17 protein-coding genes are annotated in these 24547 nt (G+C 64.0%); 2 read left to right on the top strand and 15 right to left on the bottom strand.

What is annotated here, in order from left to right; translation table 11 throughout:
* Positions 1–84 precede the first annotated feature (84 nt).
* Positions 85–2742, top strand: coding sequence for a mechanosensitive ion channel family protein (locus FQ755_RS07190; RefSeq protein ID WP_144152570.1), 2658 nt, complete (start codon positions 85–87; stop codon positions 2740–2742).
* Here FQ755_RS07190 and FQ755_RS07185 read toward each other — a convergent pair.
* The 7 genes from FQ755_RS07185 to FQ755_RS07155 all read right to left on the bottom strand — a co-directional run bounded on the left by FQ755_RS07185 (position 2713) and on the right by FQ755_RS07155 (position 13722).
* On the bottom strand, positions 2713–5064 hold the full coding sequence (locus FQ755_RS07185; protein WP_144152568.1) for an ATP-dependent DNA helicase: 2352 nt from the start codon (positions 5062–5064) through the stop codon (positions 2713–2715). The genes FQ755_RS07190 and FQ755_RS07185 overlap by 30 nt on opposite strands.
* Positions 5061–6776 (bottom strand): VRR-NUC domain-containing protein, encoded by a 1716-nt coding sequence (locus tag FQ755_RS07180; protein ID WP_409937227.1) that lies wholly within the window; start codon positions 6774–6776, stop codon positions 5061–5063. Before FQ755_RS07180 ends, FQ755_RS07185 begins: the two co-directional genes overlap by 4 nt.
* A gap of 234 nt (positions 6777–7010) precedes the next feature.
* On the bottom strand, positions 7011–8264 hold the full coding sequence (locus FQ755_RS07175) for a porin (RefSeq protein WP_313957427.1): 1254 nt from the start codon (positions 8262–8264) through the stop codon (positions 7011–7013).
* A gap of 419 nt (positions 8265–8683) precedes the next feature.
* On the bottom strand, positions 8684–9982 hold the full coding sequence (locus FQ755_RS07170; protein ID WP_144152564.1) for an L-fuconate dehydratase: 1299 nt from the start codon (positions 9980–9982) through the stop codon (positions 8684–8686).
* 115 nt (positions 9983–10097) lie between these two features.
* Positions 10098–11039: an ABC transporter substrate-binding protein gene (locus tag FQ755_RS07165; RefSeq protein ID WP_144152562.1), complete on the bottom strand. Its 942-nt coding sequence runs from the start codon at positions 11037–11039 to the stop codon at positions 10098–10100.
* A gap of 126 nt (positions 11040–11165) precedes the next feature.
* Positions 11166–12191: an ABC transporter permease gene (locus FQ755_RS07160; RefSeq protein WP_144152560.1), complete on the bottom strand. Its 1026-nt coding sequence runs from the start codon at positions 12189–12191 to the stop codon at positions 11166–11168.
* A 19-nt stretch (positions 12192–12210) separates the two neighbouring features.
* Positions 12211–13722, bottom strand: coding sequence for a sugar ABC transporter ATP-binding protein (locus FQ755_RS07155; protein ID WP_144152558.1), 1512 nt, complete (start codon positions 13720–13722; stop codon positions 12211–12213).
* 316 nt (positions 13723–14038) lie between these two features.
* Between FQ755_RS07155 and FQ755_RS07150 the strand changes: the two genes are divergently transcribed.
* Positions 14039–15496: an MFS transporter gene (locus FQ755_RS07150; RefSeq protein ID WP_260858375.1), complete on the top strand. Its 1458-nt coding sequence runs from the start codon at positions 14039–14041 to the stop codon at positions 15494–15496.
* A gap of 62 nt (positions 15497–15558) precedes the next feature.
* On the opposite strand, the gene FQ755_RS07145 is transcribed toward FQ755_RS07150, so the two are convergent.
* The 8 genes from FQ755_RS07145 to FQ755_RS07110 form a co-directional block, all read right to left on the bottom strand.
* Positions 15559–16146 carry a lactate utilization protein C gene (locus FQ755_RS07145; RefSeq protein WP_144152557.1) on the bottom strand — a complete coding sequence of 196 codons (588 nt, stop codon included), beginning with the start codon at positions 16144–16146 and terminating at the stop codon, positions 15559–15561.
* Complete coding sequence (locus FQ755_RS07140) at positions 16133–17524, bottom strand: lactate utilization protein B (protein WP_144152555.1); 1392 nt, start codon at positions 17522–17524, stop codon at positions 16133–16135. The genes FQ755_RS07145 and FQ755_RS07140 overlap by 14 nt, the downstream gene beginning before the upstream one ends.
* Positions 17521–18264 (bottom strand): (Fe-S)-binding protein, encoded by a 744-nt coding sequence (locus FQ755_RS07135; protein ID WP_144152553.1) that lies wholly within the window; start codon positions 18262–18264, stop codon positions 17521–17523. The genes FQ755_RS07140 and FQ755_RS07135 overlap by 4 nt, the downstream gene beginning before the upstream one ends.
* Before the next feature lie 208 nt (positions 18265–18472).
* A complete protein-coding gene (locus FQ755_RS07130) occupies positions 18473–19204 on the bottom strand; it encodes a FadR/GntR family transcriptional regulator (protein ID WP_144152551.1) in 732 nt (243 codons plus the stop codon).
* Between the two features lie 96 nt (positions 19205–19300).
* A complete protein-coding gene (locus FQ755_RS07125; RefSeq protein WP_144152549.1) occupies positions 19301–20074 on the bottom strand; it encodes an SDR family oxidoreductase in 774 nt (257 codons plus the stop codon).
* A gap of 122 nt (positions 20075–20196) precedes the next feature.
* Positions 20197–20862 carry a lytic transglycosylase domain-containing protein gene (locus FQ755_RS07120; protein ID WP_260858374.1) on the bottom strand — a complete coding sequence of 222 codons (666 nt, stop codon included), beginning with the start codon at positions 20860–20862 and terminating at the stop codon, positions 20197–20199.
* Positions 20863–21050: 188 nt separating this feature from the next.
* Positions 21051–22259: a pyridoxal phosphate-dependent aminotransferase gene (locus tag FQ755_RS07115; protein WP_144152547.1), complete on the bottom strand. Its 1209-nt coding sequence runs from the start codon at positions 22257–22259 to the stop codon at positions 21051–21053.
* A gap of 304 nt (positions 22260–22563) precedes the next feature.
* Positions 22564–24078, bottom strand: coding sequence for an RNA polymerase factor sigma-54 (locus FQ755_RS07110; RefSeq protein WP_144152545.1), 1515 nt, complete (start codon positions 24076–24078; stop codon positions 22564–22566).
* Positions 24079–24547: the final 469 nt, after the last annotated feature.

The raw sequence follows: 24547 nt of genomic DNA, 5'->3' as shown, positions 1-24547 counted from the left end.
GTCGTTTCATAGTTCAGACTTTTTCGGTCGAATCGACCTATATCCGGACGGCGCCGTTCATCGCAGCCGTCCCGCCTATTCCCTATGCGCAAACTACTTTTCGTCTGCTTACTGCTCCTGTTTGCCGCGCCGACGTTCGCCGCAACCGCCCCGTCGGCCGCCGCCTCCGCCACTCCGGCCGTCACGCTGACGCCCGATCAGGCTCGCCAGGCGCTGGCGGTCCTCAACGATCCGCAACGGCGCACGCAGATCGAAGTGACCCTGCACGCCATCGCCGCGGCGGGCGCGCTTAGCGCGCCGCCGGCTTCGGCGCCAGCCGCCGCCTCGGCTCCGGCAAGCGGCGCGGCGGCGACCGTGCATGCGGCGTTCGAATCGAACGGTCTGGCGTCCCAATTGGCCCGTCAGGGCGCGCATGGCGCCGTCCAGGTGGCCGTTGCGTTGCGCCACTCGCTGGTCGCCCTGCTCGACGTGTCGTCCGTGCGCGGCTGGTGGACCGATCTGATGAACAGCCCGCAGCAACGCGCGGTGCTGGGCAACATCCTGCTGTCGCTGCTGGGCACCCTGCTGCCGGCGCTGGCGCTCGAGTGGCTCGCGCGCCGTCTGCTGCGCCGCGCGATTACCGCGCTGGCAGTGCGTCGCAATATCGATCCGCGCGAACTGTTCCTCGACGAGCCCTCGGAGGCGACGCTGGCCGCACAGGCGCAAGCCGCCTCTGCCGCGACGGACGGCGGCGCATCCGCAGCCAGCAACGAAACCGCAGCCAGCGCCGCAGCGGATGCAGCGGATGCCACGAATCACGCCCTGGCCGCCGCCGGTTCTCCGCCTGCGGCCGTTAGTCCGCCGCCGGGCGATTCGGGCGCGCAGCACGCTTTTCGCCATTACTCGCTGCTGCGCCGCCTGCCGCGCGCGGCATTGCGCATGGCGGTCCGGTTCGTGCCGCTCGGTGTCTTTATCGGCGCGTCGAGCCTGCTGATGTCGATTCTCACCGACGAAGGCACGCCGCAAGACCGCGCGCTCGATTCGATCATCGATATTTACGTGCTGTGCCGCGTGGCCGTCATCGTCAGCGGCTTCTTTCTGCAACCCGACGCGCCGCGTCTGCGTCTATTGCAGATGGGCTCGACCTGGGCCGCGTTCACGCAGCGCTGGGTGGTGATTTTCGTCAGCGTGATCGGCGCCGGCTCGGCCGTGGCGGACACTGCCGAGGTGCTCGGTCTGAACGAAGCCGCTCATCTCGCGCTAATGAAAGTGGTCGCGCTGGTCGCGCACGTGATGATCTCGCTGCTGATTCTGCAATGCCGCAAGCCGGTCGCCGCGCGCATCCGCGCGCGCTGCGCCGCGAATCCGTCGCTCTCGGTAATCGGTAATGCGCTTGCCGATTCATGGGCCACCATCGGCGTATTCGTCGTGATGGCGCTGTGGTTCGTGTGGGCGCTCGACGTGCGCAACGGTTATCACACGCTCGTGCATCTCGGCGGCATTTCGATTGCGGTGCTGGTGGGCGCGCGCGTCGTTTCCATCGTCATCTTCGGCGCACTCGCGCGGCTCTTCGACGGCCAGGACGCGCAGGCGAACAACTCGCTCGTCCATCAGCATGCATATCGTTATTACCCCATGCTGCGGCGTGTCATCTCCTGGCTGGTGGGCGTGATCACCGCGCTCGTGCTGCTGCAGGTATGGGGCGCCAACGTCAGCATGCTGTTCGAAAGCGGCACCATCGGCCACCGGCTCGCCTCCGCGCTCGTCACGATTGCGGTGGCGGCGGCGGTCGCGCTGTTCGTCTGGGAAGCGGCCAACGTGACCGTCGAACGGCGCCTGCATCAATGGACCAACTCGGGCGACCTCGTGCGCGCCGCGCGCTTGCGTACCCTGTTGCCGATGCTGCGCAGCCTGCTGTTCGTCGTGATCGCGCTGGTAGTGGTCCTGACCGGCCTGAGCGAGCTCGGTGTGAACATCGGGCCGTTGCTGGCGGGCGCCAGCATCTTCGGTGTGGCGCTCGGTTTCGGTTCGCAAAAACTGGTGCAGGATTTCATCACCGGCATTTTCCTGCTAATGGAAAACGCCATGCAGGTGGGCGACTGGGTAACGCTCGCGGGCGTGTCGGGCACCGTCGAGTATCTGTCGATCCGCACGGTGCGTCTGCGCGGCGGCGACGGTTCGTTGTACACGGTGCCGTTCAGTTCGGTGTCGACGGTCAACAACACCAACCGCGGCCTCGGCAACGCGGCGGTCAAGGTCAGCATTCTCTACGGCCAGGATATCGACCTCGCGATCGCCACGCTGAAGGAAATCGGCACGTCCCTGCGCGAAGATCCGCAGTTCAAGGACGGCATCCTGTCCGACTTCGCCTTCTGGGGTATCGATTCGGTCGACGGCTCGGCCATCACGATGAGCGGACAAATCCAGTGCCGCGATAGCGGACGCTGGGGCGTGCAGCGCGAGTTCAACCGGCGCGTGGCCGATCTGTTCCAGGCACGCGGGATCCAGATTGCGAACCCGCAGCGGACTGTGGTGGTTCGTGAGGGCGCGCCAGTGGATGATGCTAAAGCTGAAGACGGGAAAGCGGACGCCCCCCAGCCGGACGCAAGCGAAGCCCGCGCTTCTTCTGACGCAGCCGATTCGCCCGATGCCTCACACGGGCCGCAAGCCGACCCGGCCGCCCCGGCCGCCCCCACCGACGCCAAAGCCGCCGATGCGGCTAACGCCCCCACCTCACGGAACTCGCCACCATCTCGGCAATAATCGACGCACCTCCGGACGCCGGTAGCGGTCATCGATCAGATGCACGACACCGACGTCCTGTTCGGTGCGAATTACCCGCCCGGCGGCCTGGACGACCTTCTGCAGCCCCGGATAGAGATACATGTAGTCGTAGCCGCTGCCGAACTTTGCCTCCATGGTGCGGCGCATCTGCTCGTTGACGTCGTTCATCTGCGGCAGGCCGAGCGTGGCGATAAACGCGCCGATCAACTGCTCGCCCACGAGATCCACGCCTTCCGAAAACGCGCCGCCCAGCACGGCGAATCCGACGCCGCATCCCCGCGCCCGGAAGCGCGCCAGAAAAGCCTCGCGCCCGGCTTCGTCCATGCCGGGCTCCTGCGCCCACACCGGCACCAGCGGATAACGCTCGCGCATCAGCGTCTGCACCCGCTGCAGATAATCGAAACTGCTCAGGAAACCCAGGTAATTGCCGGGCTGCGCGGCATACTGCTGCGCGATCAGCTCGACAATCGGCACGAGCGAGCGTTCGCGATCGCGCCAGCGCGTCGACACATGGCTCGCCACATGCACCTGCAACTGCTCCGCGCGGAACGGCCCTTCGACGTCCAGCCAGGGCGTTGCTTCCGCGAGCCCGAGCGTATCGCGATAGAAATGATGCGGGCTGAGCGTGCCGGAGAACAGCACCGTGGTGCGCGCAGCGGCATAACGCGGAGCGAGAAACGGCGCGGGAATCACGTTGCGCACGCACAGTGTGGATGACGCTTTGGTGCGGCTCGTGGCAGCTGCGGTTTTCGGGCTGTCCACGTCCGGGCCGGTCACAGGTTGACGCGTGAGATAACGATCCGGCGTCAACGTTGCATCGAACACCGAATGTTCGCCGAACTGCTCGGCAAGCGACACGAAGTGCATGGCATCGAAGTAGAAACGCAGTTGCGCTTCGTCGATCGATAGCGGCGCTTCGGCAAGCTGATCCGACACCGCGCCGATCAGATTCTGCAACGCGCCAAGAAATCGCGGAGGCACGTCGGTATGGACCTGGTAGGCCTCGGTCTGCGTGCGATTCAGCGCATTCCACTCACGGTTCAGGCGTTCGAGCGGCCTGCCCAGCACGGCCGGCGCGCTCTTACGAGCGGCCCGCAAGGCGCTTTGCTCCAGTGAGGCCGTGTACATGCGTCGCGCCCGGTCGAGCAGATTGTGCGCTTCGTCCACCAGCACCGCCACGCGCCACTGGTTGACTTGCGTAAGCGCGTAGAGCAGCGCGCTGCTGTCGTAGTAGTAGTTGTAGTCGCCCACCACGATGTCGCTCCAGCGCGCCAGTTCCTGCGAGAGGTAGTACGGACACACGTCGTGCGCCAGTGCGGCCTCGCGCACCGCCGCACGGTCGAGACGGCGCGCGGACAATGCCGTGCTGCGCGCGTCGTCGAGGCGGTCGTAGAAGCCGCGCGCAAGCGGACAGGAATCGCCGTGGCAGGCTTTGTCGGGATGCTCGCAGGCTTTGTCACGCGCCACCAGTTCGAGTGTGCGCAGCGGCAGCGCGTTCGTGGAGGTATCAACACGCGTATCAGCATTGGCGCTCGCATGCAGCATCTCGACCGCATCCAGCGCCAGAGCTCGGCCCGGTGTCTTCGCGGTCAGAAAGAAAATCCGCTCGATCTGATCCGCCGCGCAAGCCTTCAGCAACGGAAAGATCGTCGCAAGCGTTTTGCCGATTCCCGTCGGCGCTTGCGCCATCAAATTCTGCCCGTCACGAGCCGCGCGATACACCGACACCGCCAGTTCGCGCTGGCCGCTGCGAAACTCGCCATAGGGAAATGCCAGCGCGCCGAGCGCGGCATTGCGCGCGTTGCGATGCGCTTCCTCCTGCATCGCCCAGCCGATAAATCGTTCGCACTGCTCGACAAAAAACGCCTGCAACGAAGCCGCGTCATGCGACTGCGTCAGCACGGTCTCTTTCTGGCTCGCGATGTCGAAATACACCAGCGCCACCTGCAACTCGCTCAAACCGCGCGCCTGGCATAACAGATGGCCGTAGACCAGCGCCTGCGCCCAATGCAGCGCGCGATGATTGCCCGGCATCGTCTCAAGATTGCCGCGATAGGTCTTGACCTCTTCCAGGCGATTGAGATTCGCGTCGTAACCATCCGCCCGGCCACGCACACTGAGGCTGCGATGCGCGCCGGTCAGCGTAATTTCGGCTTCGTAGCCGCTGCCACGGCGCGCCGCGACGGTGGCGTGTCCGGCGATACCTTCAGACGCGCTCGGCGCAGGCGTAAAGCGCAAGTCGAGGTCGCCGCGCCGCGCGCTGAACTCGCACAAAGCCCGCACCGCTACGACGTAAGTCATATCGCGCCCCCGGTATCGCCGGCTGCCGAGCCTGCGGCAAGCGGCTCGACCGCAAATGTTTCATCGGCCCAACGCACGTCGAGCACGCGCACCGGCATGCCGTGCTGCGCGCAGTATTCGAGCCAGCGAATCTGGTTGTCCTGCAGACGGTCGCCGGGTCCTTTCACTTCGATCAGTTCGTAGCGCCGCTCGGCCGGCCAGAAACGCACCAGATCCGGCAGCCCGGAACGGTTGCCGCGGATATCGCGCAGCAGCCGTGCGAAGCAAAGTTTCAGATGTTCCGCGGGCAGGCAGTCGAGCGCCTGCGTCAGCAGTTCAGGCGTTAAAGCCCCCCAGAATACAAATGGCGATTGCAGCCCCGCCTTGCTCTCCATGTGCCGAAGAATCGTTGCACGATACGCCCCGCTGTCCAGTTGCGCGAGACACGCGTCGAACGGTGCGGCGCGGCGCGCATGGAAATCGGGCGCATGCAGATCCGCGGGGCCGCGCTGGAACGTGTGGAAGAAGGCGCCCGGCAGCGCGGCAAATACCGGTTCCCAGCACAGCAAACCGAAAAGCGAGTTGATCAGCGCATTCTCGACGTAATGCACGGGCGCGTGCGGACGGCTCAGATGATCGCGTGCGGCGTATTCGACGGCGAACGGCGCGTCGGGTCGCGCCAGAACCAACATGCTGCGCTCGATGGGCCGCGCGGGCGCCGTCCGCCTGAACGGCTGACCGAGCCTGCGCCGCAGGCGCGGCAACATGCGCGCGACGCGCTGGCACTCTTCCTCGCTTTCCGGGGCATCGACGGCCTGTAGCGCCAGCGTCAGCGCGGGCTCGAAGCGGGCGCTGCGTTCGAGCACCCGAATGCGCCGATGACGCGCGCCCGGACACGCACAATCGCTGTACACCGACAGTGCGGCATCCCAGTCCTGTTGCCGCTCGCAATGCTGGCCGATGCGAAACAGCAGCTTCGCGCGGCGCATGTCGAGCCACGCGTTGCCCCTCTCGATGGCGGCGATTTCGGCCAGCAGCGGTTCGACAGACTCGCCATCCGCGAGGGCATCGAGCGCTTCACGGCAGGCGTGCAACGCCAGGTAAGCATCCACATCCGCGCGCCGCTGAAAGGCCCGCGACGACGGTTCGAACGCCACCGTCTCGTACTGGAATACGCCGAGGTCGGCGAGCACGAATTCCGACCAGTCCTGCTGCAGATTGCCGAAGAACATCAAACGCAGACGCTCGCACAACGGCGCGATCGCGACGTGAAAGACGCGCTCACTGCCGTGCGGATTCCACGCGCCGTATGGCCGGACGTCCTCGTGAGTGGCGCGCAGGACGTCGAGCAGATCCGCTTTGCGGAGGCCTTTGCCGGCGACGACTTCGGCGAACATCCGCGTGAGTTCGGGTCGTGTGGAAAGGTGGAACAATTCGTCGAGGCTCAGCCTGGGCGCGGCATCGAGCCAGCCCAGTTCGACCAGCGGCGCGGCCGCTTGCAGCGGACAGCCGATCTCGTCGTAATTCAGGCGGCTCGCCCTGAACAGCGTGCCCTGGCGCATCAGCATGCGCACGAGCAGCGCCCGCGACGCCTGCGGCAGACGTGCGAACGCCTCGAGAAAGCGCCGCTCCTCCACGCCGAAAACGTCGTCGTAACGCTCGGCGAGCCAGGCCAGCGCGCGCTCGAAATTCAGCAGGTAATAGAGCACCCGCGAGCGCTCCGGCGTAGGCACCGGCGTAGGCGCGCGCGAAGGCTCAGCCAAAATCTCAGAAGGCGCCACGGAAAGCGCGTCAGAAAGCATCTGTCACCACGGAGCAAGGCCCAGCAAACCTGTATGTTTATACAGTGCATGATAGCAAACCCCGCGTGGCTTCGGCACCTGCCGTCATGACAAAGCCTGTGGCCCTGCAACGTGCCTCGCGGCGCATCGCAGGTCACAGGCTTCATCAACGCCTATAACGGCTTATCAGAACCGGTGCTTCAGGCCAACCGCGACCACCACCTGCTCGTTGCCCGCGGACGGGTCGAGGCTGTACACGCTGGCGTCGAACGCCGCATTGCCATTGCCGCCGCCGACGCGCTGGTACACGCCCTCCAGGTAGATATCGGTGCGCGGCGAAAGCAGATAATCGGCCTGCGCCATGATCTGGTTCCAGTGCGGCGTGGCCGACGTAAAGCCCTTCGATGCGCCGCCGAAACCGCCCGTCGTGTACGTGTAGGCCGCGCCCAGGCTAAAGTCCGGTCGCACGAAATAGCGGCCGTTGATTTCGAAGTTGTCGAACTTGATGTAGCTGCCGCCGATCGCGCCCGTCGACGTGCTGCCGCCCTGCCAGATGCCCGTCACGTTGTCCGTCACCGAGTGGGTCCAGACCACGCCCACCGACGACTTGCCGAACTTGTACTGCGCGCCCGCGCCGTAGATCTGCTGGCTGCCGCCTGTCGTGAGCTGGTCGCCGTCGCCCGTGCTGACCGCGCCCGAGGCATTCGCCAGCGCCGGTTGCGACGTGCGGTTGATCTGCAGATACGCAGCCGCCACGTTGAACGGCCCATACGTGTAGCTCGTGCCCACGCTGTACGCGCTGTTGTTGGCAAAACCGCCTGCCTCGCCGGAGAACGCGTACATCGCGCCGGCCTTGAAGCCACCGAACGACGCGCTGCTGAACTTGACCGAATTGTCGAGGCGCAGGTCGTTGTTCAGGTTGTCGTTGTCGTAGACGTGAGCAGCCAGATTGCCGCCGAAGCCCGAACCGGTCGCGCTCAACGGCGCGACGTAGTCGACCATGAAGTCGTACTGACGGCCGAGCGAAACCGTGCCGTACTCGCTCGAACGCAGACCCACCCACGCCTGCCGGCCGAACAGGTCGCCACCGTTCTTCAGCGCGCCGCTGTCGACGTTGAAACCGTTTTCCAGCCAGAACACCGCCGAGAGGCCGCCGCCCAGATCTTCCGAGCCGCGCAGACCCCAGCGCGACGTGAACACGTTGCCGCTTTGCATCGACCAGGCGCTGGCGCCCGGCGAAGTCGCGCTACCGGGCGACACGCGGGCGTTGTTCTGATACACCACGCCCGTATCGATGAGCCCAAAAAGCGTCACGCTGCTTTGAGCGTGTGCCGCTCCCGCTACCAGCATGGCCGACGCTGCGGCCAGATATCGCATCTTGATCAATCCACACCCCGTTTCAAGTTCGTTTTTTCTCGACCAGCGATCGGCGATCGCCATGAAAAAAACGCTCGAAGTATAGGAGCGGGTTTAATTGCGCTAAACGAGATAGTCAGAAAGTCAGACTTCCAGGTTTCATTAAAATCCTTCACGAAATTTTAATAAACCTGAAAGCAGCGCCTGGTGCCGGGTGTTACAGAAGGTGGCATACGGATAAATTCAGGCGAAGGCCGCTCGCAGCAGGCATCGAAGCAGCCCAACCGCCGCCAGCATGTCGCGAATCCGCGACAGTGAAAATAATCGTTTTCCCGGCGTGCCGGATCGTCTCTTCAGCAAACTGAAATTATCAGTTTCAGTTTGCTTCGAGATCGGAAATGTAATTTTAATATTTACGGCGGCAGCGTCATGAATTTTAAATCAGCCGCCGTCCATTTCAAAAATGCACAGAATTAAATAATCGGCCATCGCGGCACACCTTTCTAAGGCCGCCACGCCGGTCCGTCGGGAAAGTGATATTGATCCAGCGAGGCCGCATGCACCTCAATGCTGTAACCGGCGCGCTGCGGCGGCATATAACGGCCATTGCGGATCACCACCGGATCGACGAAATGCTCGTGCAGATGATCCACGTACTCGAGCACCCGGTTCTCCAGCGACGCCGACACGCAGACGTAGTCGAACAGCGAAATATGCTGGACGTACTCGCACAAGCCGACCCCACCCGCATGCGGACACACCGGCACGCCGAACTTCGCCGCCATCAGCAGCACGACGATTACCTCGTTCAGACCGCCCAGACGGCAGCTATCGATCTGGCAAAAGTCGATTGCTTCTGCCTGCAGCAACTGCTTGAACATCACCCGGTTCTGGCAGTGCTCGCCCGTCGCCACGCCGATTGGCCGCAGCCGCCGTCGAATCGCCGCGTGACCGAGCACGTCGTCGGGGCTGGTGGGCTCCTCGATCCACCACGGATCGAATTGCGCGAGACGCCGCATGTTCGTGACCGCCTCGTCGACCTCCCACACCTGGTTCGCGTCCATCATCAGCTTGCGATCCGCGCCGATCTCCTCGCGCAGGATACGGGCGCGGCGCATGTCCTCGTCGATATTGCCGCCTACCTTCTGCTTGAAATGCGTCCAGCCCTGCGCGACGCCTTCCCGCGCGAGGCGGCGGATCTTTTCGTCGTCGTAACCGAGCCAGCCGGCGGACGTGGTATAGGCGGGAAAACCGTGCGTCAGCATCTCCTGCTCACGCTGCGCCCGGGTTGCGGCATGACGGTGCAGCATGGCGATCGCTTCCTGCGGCGTAATCGCATCGGTCACGTAACGGAAATCGAGGCAACGCACGAGTTCCTCCGGGCTCATGTCGACCAGCAGCTTCCACACCGGCTTGCCCTCGGCCTTGGCCCACAAATCCCACGCGGCGTTCACCACCGCCGCGGTGGCCAGATGGATCGCGCCCTTGTCCGGGCCAATCCAGCGCAACTGGCTGTCCGAGGTCAGCGCGCGCCAGAAGCCGCCCATGTCCGCGGCGATGTCCTCGAGCTTTTTGCCGACTACGAGCGGCGCCAGCGCCTGCACCGCCGCCACGCAAATTTCGTTGCCGCGTCCGATGGTGAAGGTGAGCCCATGCCCGCTCAGCGCGCCGGGCGCATCGGTTTCGAGCGTCACGTAGGTGGCGGAATAATCCGGCGCGGCGTTCATGGCGTCGGAGCCGTCGAGCGACCGCGAGGTCGGAAAACGGATGTCGCGGACGGACAGCCTGGTGATCGTGGGCATCTGAATCCCTCCTCCCGGATAGCGGTCAATTCCAATGACGGGCTGAAACAACGAGGGTCGTGGCGCCCAGCGGCACCGCGACCCTTCACCTTTCACATCGCGCCGGCAGCGGCGCTCAATCGTAGAGCACGGCCGCGATCTTCGGATCGGTCATGTTGCTCTTGTCGTACCAGTAAAAGCCTGTGTCGACTTTCTTCGGCAGCGTCTCGCCCTTCAACGCCTTCACCGCCGAGTCGACCACGCACTTGCCGATGCCGATCGGGTTCTGCGTAATCGCGCCGTACATCAGGCCGGAGCTGATGTCGTCCTTTTGCTCCTTGCCCGAGTCGTAGCCGATCAGGACGAGCTTCTTGCCCGATTCCTTGACGCCGATCGCCGCGCCTTCCGCCGAGCCTTCATTCGAACCGAAGATGCCCTTCAGATTCGGATTGGCCTGGATCATCGTCTTGGCGATTTCCGCCGATTTCAGATGGTCGCCGCCGCCATACTGGACGGACACAATCTTGATGTTCGGGTGCTTGGCCTTCATCTCGTTGAGAAAGCCATCGCGACGGTCGACGCCGGTGCGGCTGGTCTGATCGTGCACGATCAGACCGACCTCGCCCGAATCGCCGATGGCTTCGGCCATCTTGTCGGCGGCGAGCGCGGCGGCGGCGAGGTTGTCGGTTGCGCAGGTCGTCAGCGGAATCGTGCTGTCGACGCCCGAGTCGAAGGCGATGACAGGAATCTTCTGCGACTGGGCGCGGCGCAGGAGCGGAATGGCGGCCTTGCTGTCGAGCGCGGCAATGCCGAGCGCCTGCGGCTTCTTGGCGAGCGCCGCAGACAGCATGTCAATCTGCTTGTCGACCATCGCCTCGGTTTCCGGACCTTCGAAGGTGATCCTGACGTTGTGCTCCTTCGCCGACTGTTCCGCGCCGGCCTTGACCGCCTGCCAGAACTGATGCTGGAAGCCTTTGGAAATGAGCGGGATGTAGGTCTCGTCCGCAAACGAAACGCTGGTGCCGCCAACGAGCGCGCCGACCCCGACCACGACGCCGATGAATTTTCTTTTAAACATGAACCATCTCCTCCTAAAGTAGGCCTACCTTCAGCCGTTTGGGGGAGCCTGTGGCGCCCCGTTTGTCGAACACTCTTCTGATGCTCTTTGAAGCTATAACGCGCTACGCCGCGCTATACCGCGTGATCAGCTTTTCCTGCGCCGCAAAATATCCGCATACACCGCGAGGATGATGATGAGCCCGGTCACCACGATCTGCCACTCCTGCGCCACCGACAGAATCCGCAGGCCATTGGTCAGCACGCTCATGATGAAAGCGCCGATGATGGTGCCGAGAATGGTGCCCGAGCCGCCGCTCAACGAAGTGCCGCCGATCACCACCGCCGCGATCGCTTCAAGTTCATAACCCTGGCCCAGCGCCGGCTGGGCCGAATTCAGGCGCGAGGCGATCAGCAAGCCGGCGACGCCGCAAATCGCCCCGCCCAGGCTGTAAATGGCAATCTTCCAGCGGTCGACATTGACGCCGGACAGCCGCACCGCCTCTTCGTTGCTGCCGAGCGCGAAGGTATAGCGGCCGAGCGCCGTGCGATTCAGCGTGATCGAACTTGCCACCGCGAGGAAAAACAGGATCAGCACGGCGTTCGGAATCGGCACGCTCGGCAGGACATAACCGATCAGCGAGTCCTGCGAAATCATGTAGAAGTTTTCGGTGTCGGTGAAATAGATCGGCTTGTCGGCGGAAACCACGAGCGAAAGCCCTTTTAACAGCATCATCATGCCGAGCGTGGCGATGAACGGCGGGATCTTCATTTTCGCCGTCAGCGTGCCGGAAATGCTGCCGCATGCCGCGCCCGTGCCGATGGCAGCGAGCACGCCGGTCCACATCGGCAGATGCCAGTTGGTCAGAAATACGCCGCAGATCACGGCGGTAAAAGTCATCAAGGTGCCAACGGACAGGTCGATGCCGCCGGTAATGATCACGAAGGTGCAGGCGATGGCCAGCACGCCGTTGACGGCGGTGGCCTGCAGAATGCCCAGCATGTTGTCCATCTGCATGAACGAGGGCGAGGCGAAGCTGAAAAACACCAGCAGCAGGATCAGGCTGCCGAAGGCCAGCAGTTTTTGCAGCGTGGCCGGAGCAAAGAACCTCGCGCGCAGACCCGAAGTTCTGTCCTTGCTGCCGAGCGCCGACGTATCCGATGGCTGTGTCATGAAATTGGCCTCTTTAGGCTCATGCCGCTTGTAGGGTTTCGCGCTGTGTCGCGAGATGCATGATGCGCTCCTGGGTCGCCTCGGCCGCAGTGAGCTCGCCGGTGATGCGGCCCTCGCACATCACGATCACACGGTCGCTCATGCGCAGGATTTCCGGCAGTTCCGACGAGATCATCACAATTGCCTTGCCTTGCGCGGCCAGCGCGCGCAGCAGCCTGTAGATTTCGCTTTTGGCGCCGACGTCGATGCCGCGCGTCGGCTCGTCGAAGAACAGCACGTCGCAGTCGCGCTCCAGCCATTTGGCGATCACGATCTTCTGCTGATTGCCGCCCGACAAAAGCCGCACCTCCTGCGTCGCGCTCGGCGTGCGAATTGCCAGCAACTTGATGAAATGCGTCGCAGTGCGGCGCATCTGCCGGCGGCGCAGGAAAAAATTGAACGAGAGAAATTTGCGCAGATTCGACATGACGATGTTCGATTCGACGTCCATGCCGGTGGCGAGGCCAAAGCGCTTGCGGTCTTCCGAGAGATAGCCGATGCCGCGCCTGACCGCATCGGCAGGTGTTTTGATGACCGCCTTCGCGCCTTTCACGACGATTTCGCCCGACTCCACCGGATCGGCGCCGAACACCGCCCGCGCGACCTCCGTGCGGCCCGCGCCCATCAGCCCGGCAAAACCGAGGATTTCGCCTTTGCGCAACGTAAAGCTGACGTCGCGCACCAGCGGCCCGGCGTTGAGGTGCCTGACTTCGAGCGCGACTTCGCCCTCGCCCGCCACGCTCTGCGACGGTTCGAGATCGGCGAGCGTGCGCCCCACCATCATGCCGATGATCGCTTCGACGCTGGTGTCCCTGGCGGCGACCGTGGCCACATATTCGCCGTCGCGCATCACGGTGACACGGTCGGCGAGCTGCTTGAGCTCGTCCATCTTGTGGGAAATGTAGACGATCCCCACGCCGTGGCTTTTCAGCTCGCGGATGATGCGAAACAGCTCGGCGATTTCGGCGTCGTTGAGCGCCGAGGTGGGTTCGTCCATGATCAGGACGCGCGAATCGAACGACAGGGCTTTGGCGATTTCCACCATCTGCTGGCTCGCCACCGTCAGGTTGCCGACCATGGCGCGCGGGTCGAGATTCACATGCATGCGCGTCAGGATCTCGCCCGCCTGGGCATTGAGCCGGTCTTCGTCGAGAAACACGCCGAGGCGGCCACGCGGTTCGCGGCCAATGAACATATTCTGCGCGACGCTCAGATGATTCATCAGTTGCAGTTCCTGATGAATGATGCACACGCCCATCGCCTGCGCATCGCGCGGACTGGTGAACTCGACCGGCTGGCCGTCGCAGAGGAATTCGCCGGAATCGCGCGTGTACACGCCGGCGAGGATTTTCATGAGGGTCGACTTGCCGGCGCCGTTTTCGCCCATCAGCGCATGGACTTCGCCCGCCACGAGGTCGAACTGGACTTCATGCAGCGCCCGCACGCCGGGAAAGCTCTTGCAGAGCCGCTTGACGGAAATGAGCGCGGTCACGGCGCGGCTTTGACGGGAATGCTGCGGCGGCCGCTGGCCTCATCACGAGTAGCGGGTCGACAGGCACAGGGAAAATCGCAACGAGAAGCCAGACACATGCCTTGGAGCCCCCCCCCAATCGATGTGCCACGATTCTACGACGCTGGACGGCGGCGACTCAATTAGGCATTCCCTAATATCGGCGTCGATCGCGTCAATTCTGTGCATTGCCGTAATTGCTTCGACAGCCCCAGTTAAGCCAACATGTGTGGTCGCCGGTTGCGCCGGCCATGCTGGCCGCGCAAGCGCGGTTCGTTTCCGCGCCAGGCCGCGCCGTATGGCTGCCGGGCGCGGACGCGGCGCCGCCACTCCAGTCCAGAAACCGCACCATGCACGGCACCCCACGCACACGATGACACCGGCCGACGAATCCCGGCTCCGCGACGCGGTTGGCCTGCCGCCCGCGCCGGCGGATCAGGCGCAGCCCGCGCCGCCCGCGGCCCTCGCGGCCCCCGCGCTCAACCACTCCATCAACCGGCCGGTCGCGCCGCTGCCGGGCGGCACGCTGCAACCGCCCGTCCCGCCAAACCCCACCGCCGGTAGCGGCGCGCCGCCAGGCAGCCTGCAGGCCACCGCAATCCTGCTGCTCGGCTATGCCATCCTCATCACCGGCAACGGCCTGCTCGGCACACTCATCTCGTTGCGGCTGATCCAGCAGGCGGCGCCGTCGCTGGTGGTCGGGGCGGTGCAATCGGCGTATTACATCGGCTTCATGATAGGCGCGCTGTGGGGCGGCGGGTTGATCGGGAGGGTCGGCCATCACCGCGCCTTCGTCACCTTTGCCGCCGTCTCGGCGTGCTGCGCGCTCGGCTATGCGGCGTGGGGTTCGGCCGCCGTGTGGGCCGCGCTGCGCTTCGTGATGGGGTTTTGCCTCATCGGCATTTTTACGGTGGTTGAGAGCTGGCTGCATCAGGTGGCGAGCAATGCGCAGCGCGGGCGGGTGTTTTCCGCCTATATGATCACCAATTATCTGGGCGTGGGCACCGGCCAGTTCCTCATCGGGCTCGCCGATCCGTCCGGATTTGCGCTCTTCAGCGTCGTCAGCGCGCTGTTTTCGGCCTCGCTGATTCCGGTGGCGCTGGCCGGCCACGCGCCCATGCCGACGGCACCCGTCGAAACAGGCGGCGCACACGGCGCCTCGCGTCTGGCGCGCGGGCTCTCCGGTTTGAGCACGGTGTATCGATGGGCGCCGCTTGGCATCTATGGCTGCCTTGCCGCCGGTCTGCTCAATAGCGGCTTCTATTCGATGCAGCCGGTATTCATGCGCAAGCTCGACTATTCGGTGAGCGACGTCTCGCACTTCATGGGCTTCGCGCTGCTGGCGGCGCTGCTGCCGCAATGGCCGGTGGCGCGGCTGGCCGATCTGTTCGACCGGCGCGTCATCGTCGTGGCGATCACGGCGCTGGCGACCGCCTGTAGCGCGCTGCTGTTCCTGCTGCACGGCGGGTTAGTGGTGGAAGTGCTCGGCTACGTGTATGTCAGCGTGGTGTTTTCGCTGTACGGCGTGGTGACGTCGTATGTCAACGACTGCATTCCCGCGGATCAGCGCATCGCCGTCAGTGCCGGTCTGCTGCTGATCTTCTCGCTTGGCGCGAGCGGCGGGCCGACGCTGGCGTCGGCATTGATGGCGCTGGCAGGTCCGGGCGGTCTGTATCTGTTCACGGCGATCGTGACCGGCACGCTTGCGGTGTTGACGCTCAGGAGTTTGCGGAGTGCACCGAGGGTGGCGCGCTGAAGCCGGCCGGCCTGCTGGACAGCAGGCCGCATTGTCACTCGCTTACGGCTTCGTTCACCAGGTCAGCCCGCTGCGAGCCACACCACCGTCAGCGACCTCACCCCCTGCGCGCCACGAATCAGCACGCCTTCGATATCCGCCGTAGCAGACGGCCCGGTCACCAGCGCCGCATAGCGGGCCTCGCGGAAATCCGGCCGCCGGTACAGGTCCTGCAATCCATCGATCATCTGCGCCGGGTCGAGCAGCACGATCAGATGCTGGACGATATAGCCAAGCGCGTTCACCACGTATTCGCGCTCGCTGAACCACACCGAACCGGTTTCCGCGACCCCGAAGCGGGCCCGCACCACGCCGACGTCCACATCCTGCAGCGAAGCCGGCGGCGTGTCGGCGTGTAACGGCCGCGTGCCGGGTACCTCGGCCGCCGCCGAACACACCGACGCCTGCGCCCCGAAGCGTTCGTGGATGAGCGCGAGCACATCCGCCGCCGAAGCCGCCTCGACGCAGGTGCCGCCCATCCCGGCCAAAGCCGCCGTGAAGCGCGCGCGCAAATCGCCGCCCGCCGAGGCGAATAACGGCACCTCAGGACGCTCGCGCGCTTCCGGTTGCGCGGCCCGCACCTTGGCGAGAAAAGCCTCACGCGTTGCCATCGCCGCCTCCGCGATTCTTGCGGTACCACGCGTGAAACGTCAGCTTGGGCGCTTCAGGCAATTCGCGCTGACGTCCCCAGATATTGAGCGGGTTATACAGCACGAAATTCGGCAGACCCCGCAGCGCGCCGCCCATCGTCGAAACCGTCGCGCGGTACAGCGTCGGGCTCGCCAGCAGGCGTCCGGCCATCTTCAACACCTCGGTCTTGACGAACGGCACCTCGTGGCGCGCGGTGATCACTTCGCGCCACTTGTAGATCTGCTCGTGGATATTGATCTTCACCGGACATACATTGGTGCAGCTGCCGTTGAGCGTCGACGCAAACGGCAGCGCGCTATAGCGTTTGAGGTCGAAGGTCGGGTTGATGATTGCGCCGATCGGCCCCGAATACGTGCCGCCATACGACAGCCCGCCGCTGCGCCGGTACACCGGACAGGTATTCATGCACGCGCCGCAGCGGATGCATTTGAGCGAGTACCAGAAGTCCTGCATGGCGAGCCGCTCGGAACGGCCATGATCCACGAGGATAAAGTGCATCTCGGTGTTGGGACGCGGCGCGCGAAAGTGCGAGGTGTATTGCGTCACCGGCGAACCGAGCGCGCTGCGCGACAGCATGCGGATAAACACGCCCAGATCCGCGACCCTGGGAATCAGCTTTTCGATGCCGATGGAAGCAATATGCAAAGGCGGCACGTTCGCCGACAGATCCGCATTGCCTTCGTTGGTGCACACCACCACCGTACCGGTTTCCGCCACCGCGAAATTGCAGCCGGTCATGCCGGCCGTTTTCTCACGCACGAAATACGGCCGCGTGTTCATGCGCTGGCTTTCGGCGAGGTAATGAATATCGCTGTTCTCGGGATCCGTGCCGATAGTGCGGCCGAACAGCTTCGCGACGTCGCCACGCAGCTTGTGCACCGCGGGCACCACCATATGGCTCGGGTCCTGGTGATCGAGCTGCTGGATGCGCTCGCCGAGGTCCGTTTCCATCACCGTGATGCCGCGCGGTTCGAGATATTCGCGCATGGCGCATTCGTCGGTCAGCATCGACTTGCTCTTGACGAGCGTCGTCATGCCGCGCTTGGACATGATCTGATAGACGAGTTCGTTGTGCTCTTCGGCGGTGGCCGCCCAATGCACCGTCACGCCGTTCGCTTCCGCCGCGGAGGCAAACTGTTCGAGATATTCGGACAGATGCGACAGCGTGTGTTCCTTGATACCCGACGCCAGCTCCCGCAGGGTTTCCCATTCGGCGATGCCGTGCGCCTGGGCGTCGCGCTTCTCGCGCAGATCCCACAGGCGTTTGTCGTGAAACGCCACGTGCTCGGTCTTGGCGATGAAAGCACCCGCCGCTTTCGCGTGATCGATCCGGCTCATTCGCGTGCTCCGTTCAGGACCTGTGCAATGTGGATGAAGCGCGCGTCCGCTTTCATCCGCTCGGCGCAGCCCTGCTGGTGCATCAGGCACGACATGTCGCCCGATACGATGTATTGCGCGCCCGCCTGCAGATGATCGCGGACCTTGTCCTGCCCCATGCGCACCGACACGGGTTCCTCGGTCACCGAGAAGGTGCCGCCAAAGCCGCAGCATTCGTCGGGACGCGCCGGCTTGACGAATTCGATGCCCTTGACGCCTTGCAGCAAGGTCAACGGCTTCGAGAACGGCGTGGCGCTGATTTCCGAAACCGAGGCTTCTTTCAGATGCCGCAGCGCGCTGCAACTGTTATGGAGTCCTACCCGATGCGGAAACTCGGCCCAGGGAAATTCACGTGCGCCCACTACGTCGTGCAGGAACTCGACCAGTTCGTATGCGCGCGCCCGCACCTGCTTCACTTCGTCGGTCTGCTCGATGGCGCTCAGATGCGCGCGCACGTGATGAATGCAACTGGCCGACGGTCCGACGATGTAGTCATAGCCCGCGAAATTGCGCGCGAACACCTTCTCCGCGCCAGCCGCTTCCGATTGCGCGCCGCTATTGGCCATGGGCTGTCCGCAGCAGGTTTGCTCCAGCGGATAGTCGACCTCGATACCGAAGCGTTCGAGCAGTTCGAGGGTCGCGATCCCTACTTCCGGATAGAACGCGTCGATAAAGCAGGGTATGAAGAGTGCGACTTTCATGGATTCATGGGCCGGCGTATTGAGGGGCGAAGCGAGGGCTACGCGCTGCGGCACGACGGCAGACACGTCTGCCTACTCTACTGCGAAATGCCGTGGTTCGAGCAAAATGCGGCACCCGTGCTTACTCAGTAAGACTGGTCATGCTGGTCTGACCAAGAATATAGGGAAGTTGGCAAGGCGTGTCAATCAGCGGGCATCGAGCCGCGCATCAACCCGGTTTGCCGGCCTCTTCCTCATACAATTCGCGCACGAACGTCAGATGGCGTTCGGCCGCTTTGCGGGCCTTTTGCGCGTCGCGCGCCATGACGGCGTCGAAAATGGCCTGATGCTGGGTCAACAGTTGACGCTCCTTGGCGTCGTCATAATCGATCAGGCGGTGGTATTGGCGCATGCCCTCGCCGATCAGCGTGTGGATGCCGTGCATCACGTGGGCGAGCGCCACGTTGTGGGTCGAATCGGCAATCGCCAGATGAAAGGCGGCGTCCAGCTCCGCCAGGTTCGCGCGGTCGCCGGACAGCGAGGCGGTTTTCAGCTCTTCGAAGGCACGGCGGATCTTCGCGAGATCGGCCGCGCTGGCGCGCTCGGCGGCGTAGACGGTCGAGATCGATTCGAGCCCCTGGCGCAGCTCGAGAATGTCGGCGCTGGTGCGCGGATTCTGCAGCAGCAGCTCGGCCAGCGGCCTGGAGATGATCGGCGCGGTGACGTCCACCACGGTGAAGCCGCCGCGCCCGGAGGTTTCAATGTAACCGTCCGCTTCGAGGCGGATCAGCGCCTCGCGCAACGACGGCCGCGACACGCCCAGTTGCGTCGCCAGATCGCGCTCGGCGGGCAGGCGGTCGCCCGGCATCAGCGCGCCATCCGAGATCAGGCGCTTGATCTGGTCGGACACGACATCGGACAGACGTTTGCGCGTGAATGACTGGATCGGATCGAATTGCATGGGCTGGGTTGGTGTAGCGAGGCACGCGACGGAATGGCGCGATTATAGCGTCCACTTTTGGCGGCGCTGCAAGGTGCCATTTGGACCATGACCCGGCTACCGGGTCGTATAGCCGCCGTTGGCGAACAGGGTCTGGCCGGTGATCCACCAGCCATCGGTGACGAGGAACTTGACAATCGGGGCGATATCGCCGATCTCGGTCAGGCCGCTTTTGGTTTGCTTGCTGAGCGCCGCCGCCGTGGCGTGGTAGGCCGCGGAATCTTTCGATTCGGCCGGATAGAAGAATGGCGTATCCATCGGACCGGGGCCGATCGCATTCACCGAAATGCCGCGCTCGCCGAACTCTTTCGACGCCGCCCGCGTAAAGTGTTCGATGGGCGCCTTGCTGCCCGGATAGATTGCGTAGAACGGCGTATAGGCCGATAGCAGCGAGGTCACGATGGTCACAATCCTGCCGTTATCCGCCAGTTTTTTGCCGGCTTCCTGCAGGAAGAAAAACGCCGCTTTCGAATTGACCGCGAAAATCGTGTCGTAGTCCTGTTCGGTCACTTCGACCATCGGCTTTTTGATCACCATGCCGGTGGTGTTCACGGCAATATCGATCTTGCCGAACTGACTCAATGCTTCATCGAACAGCCGCGTGACGTTCTTTGGCTGGGTCAGGTCGCCCTGCACCGCAATCGCCTTCGCGCCGGCGGCCTGCACGGCGGCGACGGTTTCTTCCGCTGCGCCGCGCGTGGCGTCGCTGTTGTAGTGGACCACGACCGCGGCCGCGCCGGCTTGGGCGAGTTCGCGCGAGATCAGGCCGCCCAGGTTCTTTGCACCGCCGCCAATCAGGACAACCTTGCCGTGCAGGGAATGATCTGCCATGACGTCCTCCAGGACATTGAGTGTGGATGGAAGTCCAAGTATAGGAGGACAGACGGCCGGAGTTGAACCGTCGCGACCGGATATGCAATGTGCGGCAACTGGACAATCGACGCCGCTGCGCTTCAGCGCGGCTCGACCAGCGCGACCTTGACGAATGCATCCGGCTGCGCGTGCAGGCGCGCGGAGAATTGCTGCATCTGAAGCGCGACGCGTCGCGCATAGCCTTTGCCGCCGCCGCTGTAGCGCGACAATGCCGAGTTGACGTCGCCGCCCGCCGCGTCGAGATAGCCGCGCAGAATCGACGAGCCGATGGTCACGTTGACAAGCGGATCGGACAGGTCCTTGCCGCCCGACACCAGTTGCGGATGCGCCGACGGCAGCACCTGCATCAATCCTTTCGCACCGGCGGAACTGACGGCGCGCCGGTTGAAGCCGGATTCGGTGGCGATTATGCCCAGCAGCAACACCGGCGACATCGCAAAGCGATTCGCGGCATCGAGGACCGCATGCGCAATGGCGGTCGATTCCGCGTGCGCGATGCGGAACTGGCCCGACAGGATGGCGGCGATTTCGACTAACGCCGGCGGGTTGCCGACACCATCGCTATTGCCGATACCATTGCCGATACCGTTGCCGATACCGTTGCCGATACCGTTGCCGATACCGTTGCCACCCGCGCTGCCAGGCTGGCTGGCCGTGACGACGGCGATGGGCGCAATGGCCGGCGCTTCGGCCGCCTGCATGGTGCTCGCGAACGACAGCGCCAGCATGCCAGGCGCCATGCTCATCAACCGCGCGCCCCATCTGGCGCGGTTACCCCGTTGCTGCTTTATCCGGCTGTTCTGCATATCGCCCGCTGGTTATTCGCGTGCGATGAACAGTACCGGGAACGGTATATCGGGCGAGCAAAAAGCTGCCCGCCCGATGTAAACGTCGTATCAAGAGCGTCGCGGCATTACGCCCCGTCAAAATCACGTCATGAGACGTTGTTCAAGGCGGAAGCGGGCTTGCGCACCTGCAGGCTGGCGACGAACGCCGCAATCCGCTCGCAGGCTTGCGCCAGCCGCGCTTCGTCGACCACGAAGCCGAGCCGCACGAAACCGGCGGCCGTCTCGCCGAAGGCACTGGCGTCGAGCAACGACACCCCTTGCGCTCGAAATAGCTGCCACGTGAAATCCACGGTATCGAGGCCGCATCCGCTCACGTCGACCATCATGAACATGCCCGCTTCAGGCAACAGACAGCGCAGCCCCTTCACCTGGCTCAGCCGCTCATACACGACGTCGCGGCGGCGCCGGTAGACCTCGCGCATCTCCGCCACGATCTGCGCCTTCTGCTCGAACGCGACGAGCGCCGCTTCCTGGATGAAGCCCGGCAGTCCGTACAGCATGCACAGCGCAAGCCGGCCGAGATGGCCGATCAGTTCCGCCGGTCCGATGGCCCAGCCCACGCGCCAGCCCGCCATGGCATGCGACTTCGACAGACTGGCGACCGTCACGGTGCGCTCCGCCATGCCTTCGAGCGAGGCAATGCTGACGTGCTCGCGTTCGAACGTCAGGTCGGCGTAGACCTCGTCGGACAGCACCCACAGGTCGTGCTGGCGAGCCAGTTGGGCGATGCGCTCCAGATCGGCACGCGGCATCACCACGCCGGTCGGGTTGCACGGTGTAGCAAAGAAAATCGCCTTGGTGCGCGGCGTGATGGCCGCTTCGAGCGCATCGCAATCCAGATGGAAGCCGCGCGCCGGATCGACCGGCACAGGCACCAGCGTCGCGCCCGAGGCGCGCACGCAGGCTTCATAGGTCAGGTACAACGGCTCCGGCACGATGACTTCGTCGCCCGCTTCGCACAGGCACAGCGAGGTCGCGAAGATGCCGTTTTGTGCGCCCGCGCACAGCATCACGTTTTCGACGCCGGTCGCGCGGCCGGTGCTGCGCGTATGTTCGCGGGCAATCGCGGCGCGCAGGGGCTCGCGCCCGACCACGGTGGTGTAATGGGTGTCGCCGGCGCGCAAGGCGTCGACTGCCCGCTCGACGATGCCCTCGGGCGTCGCGAAGTCGGGATCGCCCACGCTCAGCACGATCACATCCTCACCTCTTGCCAGCGCCTGCTGCGCGGCATGGTGAATTTCCCACGCGGACGTGCGCTTGCCCTGCAGGCGCTCGACCAGACTCGAATACTTCATCCCCGCACTCCTCGCGGCGCAGACGGATGGGACGACGCCCATTGTTCTGCTCCGCCATTGCCATGTGCCGACCCGGCCGGCACACGATGTTCTCGACATTGACCATTGGACGCCCCGATCGGGCGTCGGCCATCAATGTAATGGGGAGCGGGCAAAACGTCCACCCTGGCTAGCGGGCGGCGGATGACGCAGCGGGTCAAGCCATGCAGTAGGCATCATCATCGCGCGTGTGCAAAAATGAAAACGGGCGGCCTATGCCGCCCGTCCGATCGGTCCGCTTGAACCGCTTGAACCGCTTTAAACCTTAAATCTGCCGGCGCAATTCAGCCGGCGGCACCTTCATCAGATGCCGGTACTTCGCCACCGTGCGCCGCGCGACCAGCACGCCCTGCTCGGCCAGCATGCGCGCGAGCGACACATCGGAGAGCGGATCGCTGGTGTTTTCGGCGGCAATCATTTCCTTGAGCAGCGCGCGCACTGCCGCGGCCGAACAGGTGCCGCCGCTTTCCGTGCCCAGTTCGCGCGGGAAGAAATGCTTGAATTCGAAAATGCCGCGCGGCGTGGCCATGTACTTGTTGCCCGTGGCGCGCGAGATGGTGGATTCGTGCAGACCGAGTTCCTCGGCCACATCACGCAACACCATCGGCTTGAGGGCGATCTCGCCGTACTGAAAGAAGGCCTTCTGATGCGCGACGATGCATTCGGCCACGCGCTGGATGGTGTCGAAGCGCTGCTGCGCGTTGCGGATCAGCCAGCGCGCTTCCTGCAGTTGCTGCGCAAGCGGCGAACGGCTCGCACCGGCCGACTGCGCAAACAGTTCGGCATACATGCGATGGATACGCGCGCGCGGCTGGACCGCCGGGTTGATATTGACGGTCCACTTGTTGCGAACCTGGCGCACGATTACATCCGGCACCACGTAGTTGTCTTCCGTGCGGCCATAAAAATTGCCGGGCTTCGGATCGAGCTTGCGTACAAGAGCACAGGCCACCCGCAGATCTTCCGCCGAGCAACCGATCTGCTTTTGCAGTTCGGCCTGCTCGCGGCGCGCGAGGCGTTCAAGATGATGTTCGGTGATTTGCAGCGCGACGTCGCGGCACGGCACGTCCTCGGGCAGAGCCTGCAATTGCAGCGTCAGGCATTCGGACAGCGTGCGGGCGCCGACGCCGGGCCGGTCGAGTGCCTGTACGAGGCGCAGCGCCACCAGCAGTTCGTCTTCGGTCAAGGCCGGTTCGATTTCGACGATCGCGGCGAGATCAGCGAGGTCCTGACGCAGATAACCATCGTCGTCGAGTGCTTCGATGACGAAGCGCGCCACTTCACGGTCGCGCTCGTCGAGCCGATAGAGACGCAAGGCGTCGTGCAACTGCTCGCGCAGCGTGGGCTGCGAACGAGCCCAGTCGGCCGGGTCGCTGCCTTCGGAGTCGCTGTTCTGGCGCGATGAGCTGCGGCTGAACGAATCGCCGGAATACTCGCTGGCGTAGTCGTTCGAATCGTTGGCGTAGTCGCCGGACGAATCGTCCTGGGAGGTGCTTTCGCGCGAGTCGGCTACCGCCGTGTCCATCATCGCGTCGGGTTCGCCTGCCGTGACGGTTTCACCGGCCGCGGCTTCCATGCCGTCGCCGCCCGTCGAAGAAGTGGCGAGCGCAACGTCTTCGGTATCGGTGGCGTCGTATTCGAGGAAAGGGTTCGTGTCGAGCGCAGTCCGCAATTCCTGCTGAAACTCGAGGGACGATAACTGCAATAGCCTCACCGACTGCTGCAAGCGCGGTGTCAGTGCAAGCGACTGCCTTGTGCGTAGTTCAATTGAAGGCGGCATTGTAGTCAGGTCCTATAAACAGTTCGAAAACATCGTGTGGCCCATGTAGAGCAACTGTCGTACCAGCTCTCGCAAACCGCTGTTTTTTCTCGGCTTTGTCTCTTTCGCGGGGTCCAGATGCGTCCTCTGACGGCGATTCGCGCCGCTACTTTTACAATCCACCGGAAAAATGTTTGCAGGAAGGCGGAAAAAACCGGACCAGCCGGCGAAGCCCCGCCGCAACGGGCTGCGGCCTATGCAGCCGGGGCGATGCGGCGCTCGCCTTGACGCTCAACAGCACGTCTTGCCGAGGGCGCGGCGCACTTTTGCCAGCCCGGGAACACTCTTTGCGAATGCTGTCGTGTGGACGGGTAAAGGTCAGACGAACGGTTCATGCGTCAGCAGGACTCAAGCGGACGACTTTTATCCAGTGTCGATAACGGGCCAGACGGAACCGTAGCGGCAACGATCCCACGCGTGTCATCGGCGA

The organism is Paraburkholderia sp. BCC1885 (assembly GCF_900996235.1).
Classification (GTDB): Bacteria; Pseudomonadota; Gammaproteobacteria; order Burkholderiales; family Burkholderiaceae; genus Paraburkholderia.
This window is presented reverse-complemented; position numbering and strand designations above follow the sequence as displayed.

Bases quoted from the DNA above. Each gene is read 5' to 3' on its own strand.
- FQ755_RS07190 (WP_144152570.1), top strand. From the start codon at position 85: ATGCGCAAACTACTTTTCGTCTGCTTACTGCTCCTGTTTGCCGCGCCG.
- FQ755_RS07185 (WP_144152568.1), bottom strand. From the start codon at position 5,064: ATGACTTACGTCGTAGCGGTGCGGGCTTTGTGCGAGTTCAGCGCGCGG.
- FQ755_RS07175 (WP_313957427.1), bottom strand. From the start codon at position 8,264: ATGGCGATCGCCGATCGCTGGTCGAGAAAAAACGAACTTGAAACGGGG.
- FQ755_RS07170 (WP_144152564.1), bottom strand. From the start codon at position 9,982: ATGCCCACGATCACCAGGCTGTCCGTCCGCGACATCCGTTTTCCGACC.
- FQ755_RS07165 (WP_144152562.1), bottom strand. From the start codon at position 11,039: ATGTTTAAAAGAAAATTCATCGGCGTCGTGGTCGGGGTCGGCGCGCTC.
- FQ755_RS07160 (WP_144152560.1), bottom strand. From the start codon at position 12,191: ATGACACAGCCATCGGATACGTCGGCGCTCGGCAGCAAGGACAGAACT.
- FQ755_RS07150 (WP_260858375.1), top strand. From the start codon at position 14,039: ATGGCTGCCGGGCGCGGACGCGGCGCCGCCACTCCAGTCCAGAAACCG.
- FQ755_RS07145 (WP_144152557.1), bottom strand. From the start codon at position 16,146: ATGGCAACGCGTGAGGCTTTTCTCGCCAAGGTGCGGGCCGCGCAACCG.
- FQ755_RS07140 (WP_144152555.1), bottom strand. From the start codon at position 17,524: ATGAGCCGGATCGATCACGCGAAAGCGGCGGGTGCTTTCATCGCCAAG.
- FQ755_RS07135 (WP_144152553.1), bottom strand. From the start codon at position 18,264: ATGAAAGTCGCACTCTTCATACCCTGCTTTATCGACGCGTTCTATCCG.
- FQ755_RS07130 (WP_144152551.1), bottom strand. From the start codon at position 19,204: ATGCAATTCGATCCGATCCAGTCATTCACGCGCAAACGTCTGTCCGAT.
- FQ755_RS07125 (WP_144152549.1), bottom strand. From the start codon at position 20,074: ATGGCAGATCATTCCCTGCACGGCAAGGTTGTCCTGATTGGCGGCGGT.
- FQ755_RS07120 (WP_260858374.1), bottom strand. From the start codon at position 20,862: ATGAGCATGGCGCCTGGCATGCTGGCGCTGTCGTTCGCGAGCACCATG.
- FQ755_RS07115 (WP_144152547.1), bottom strand. From the start codon at position 22,259: ATGAAGTATTCGAGTCTGGTCGAGCGCCTGCAGGGCAAGCGCACGTCC.
- FQ755_RS07110 (WP_144152545.1), bottom strand. From the start codon at position 24,078: ATGCCGCCTTCAATTGAACTACGCACAAGGCAGTCGCTTGCACTGACA.